Origin of the sequence: Aliivibrio sifiae (genome assembly GCF_002954705.1) — a bacterium.
Classification (GTDB): Bacteria; Pseudomonadota; Gammaproteobacteria; order Enterobacterales; family Vibrionaceae; genus Aliivibrio; species Aliivibrio sifiae_A.
Genome location: NZ_MSCO01000002.1, coordinates 1104614 through 1106930, shown reverse-complemented (window position 1 = coordinate 1106930; position 2317 = coordinate 1104614). Strand labels below are relative to the sequence as shown.

Genomic DNA, 2317 nt, shown 5'->3' with positions numbered 1-2317 from the left:
GGCTGTAAGCCTCTTATTCCTCCCAGAAAAAATGCAGGGTACTGGGAAAAGGGACACCCTCGGAATGAAGCTGTAGATGCACTTAAAAGCAATACGTTAGAACAGTGGAAAACTGACTCTGGCTATCACCGCCGTTCAATCTCTGAGACGGCAATGTCTCGATATAAAGGACTGACTAGTGGTACATTGAGCTTGAGATGTTATAACGCTCAAGTAGGTGAGGCGTTGGCAAACGTGAAAGCAATGAACAAAGTCCTAGGGCTAGGTATGCCTGTTAGAAACTAACGGGTAAGTTCCGTAGGATGGCTACGGCCCTTACCTGATTTGGTCAACAACGCAGTAAATAACTGATCATCCTAGCTGATTAAAATACTCGATAACTACGTTGAAATTTTTGATTGTAGAATAACTACTTATGAAAAAATTTCGTCTTATTTTCAAGCATTTTCCTTCGCTATTTTTGAACACTTACATACTGTGATTGGTATTACATTACTAATTATGGTGTTGACCCACTGAAAGTAGGGTAATTTAACGCAATCAGCTCCGCCACCTGTAACGATTGCATTATGAAACACATCGGTTTTCTCACGCCTTTAAAACAAGCTTAGTCAATCATTACGAATATTAAATAAGAGTCAATTCGATTCTTGACTATGTAGTGATAAATTAAAAAAAGATCTATGTTCATAGATCCTTTATTTAATATGGATAATATTTAATTAATGGTAGAACTTATTTACCACTCAGACTATTTACAACAACTGACTCTGTATTATAAATAAAAATTTAAATATTATTTTAAACAGTTCATTTTTACTATCCTCAGTAAATTACCAACACTGGTTAGCATTAATTTTGTTTGATAACTCAACATTTACCTTATCACCTTTTTTTCGCCATTTCATATTTGTATTTTGTGCTATTTTTAAGGGTAAACTAATGAAAAATTGGTTGTTTTTTATAGTGTCAATAGTTAAGCTAATACCATCCACAGCAATATAGTCTTTATCAATAAGAAACTCTGTAAAATTTTCAGGAATTTGAATCCACATTTGTTGATAATCCTCATTTTCTATTATTTCAATAATACTTGCTACACATGAAATCCTTGCTGATAATATATGCCCACCAGATGCAGCGCCAAATTTTGGGAATGTTCCTAAATTTACTCGGTCACCTACCTTATATTCCCGAAAAGTATCAAGCTTACGTGCTTCTTTTTCAAATATATCAAACCAGACAATGTTTGAATTCACGCTAGTTACCGTTAAGAAGCATCCGTTAAACATTATTGACGACTCCTTTTTAATTCCATTCAACATATTTTCAGGAAATCGAATTGCATACTTATCTAGGTCAGTATATATATCAATTTTTTCAATGATTCCTATACCTTCTACTATACCTTTAAACATAATAATCCTTCCTCTCATTTTTCTAATGAATTAATAAAAATATTGAACGTCAATAAACTGATAAGTAAATCTGTACTATTTTATAGTATTCAGTGTAATAAGCGTAAGTAATGAAATATAATTACAGCGCCTCTAAGCTCCCCACGTAGATAGTAAACCCTTGTCGTGTGACTTGTATATTAATCTTAACGGGATAGATAAACGTTACGATTATACGTTTCTGGTCAGACTGTCAGCTCATTTTTATCGTTTACTAACTATAACAACCTGACACTATTCGTAAACCTGTAGAATCCAACAGGAAAGTCACATTAAATCTATATTTTTCTTGCTACCAATTATTATGTTATTTAACTCGGAAAATGGTGCTATAAGTGACGTTGTTGCTCAAATAAAGAATCTATCGAGAACCCTTGAGCTAAATCGTTGATGCCTGCCATGATTGAAATCAGTTTCGGTTTGACTGCTATAGTCGTATCTCCGGCAATTCCACGATTTACGTGAGTTATATCGGTAAACACATCTTGCCATGGGCCCCATTCGGTAATGGAGTCACCAAATAAAACGACATCGACTTCTGGTGTAAAGGTTTGATGGGAATCAACTAGATGAATGTAACGGCTCATACTGTACCCTCGTTGTGCAATATCGATTTCTTTGCAAAGAAATACAACTTGTTGTGCGGGATCAGAAATATCATTTAGTTTTGGAAGTAAACCATCAATCTGAGAGGTAAGAGAGCTTAGTTTAGTTGTGAGTTGTAATTCTTTTTTTAATTCATGTAATTCATTGATGAGTTCATAAATAGAGACAGATTGGAATTGATGGAAAAGGTCATATAAATCAATACTGTCATTCTTGAGTAAATAAGCGGTTAGTTTTGTTTTCATTGATAACGG

The 2317-nt window shown here is 34.1% G+C and carries 2 protein-coding genes and 2 pseudogenes; 1 reads left to right on the top strand and 3 read right to left on the bottom strand.

From position 1 onward, the window contains the following. A partial coding sequence (locus BTO22_RS20265; RefSeq protein WP_339373917.1) for a transposase occupies nucleotides 1-285 on the top strand: 285 nt, incomplete at its 5' end. Nucleotides 286-488: 203 nt separating this feature from the next. Here the strand turns inward: BTO22_RS20265 and BTO22_RS15910 are convergent. The 3 genes and pseudogenes from BTO22_RS15910 to BTO22_RS15900 all read right to left on the bottom strand — a co-directional run. Further along, nucleotides 489-607 (bottom strand): annotated as a pseudogene (locus tag BTO22_RS15910) (IS1595 family transposase); the annotation flags it as partial. 226 nt (nucleotides 608-833) lie between these two features. Next, entirely contained in the window at nucleotides 834-1418 is a 585-nt protein-coding gene (locus BTO22_RS15905; RefSeq protein WP_181044670.1) for a riboflavin synthase, read from the bottom strand. 368 nt (nucleotides 1419-1786) lie between these two features. Next, a pseudogene (locus BTO22_RS15900) lies at nucleotides 1787-2317 on the bottom strand (SGNH/GDSL hydrolase family protein); the annotation flags it as partial.

Excerpts from the sequence above, each read along its gene's own strand:
- BTO22_RS15905 (WP_181044670.1), bottom strand. The coding sequence starts at position 1,418 with ATGTTTAAAGGTATAGTAGAAGGTATAGGAATCATTGAAAAAATTGAT.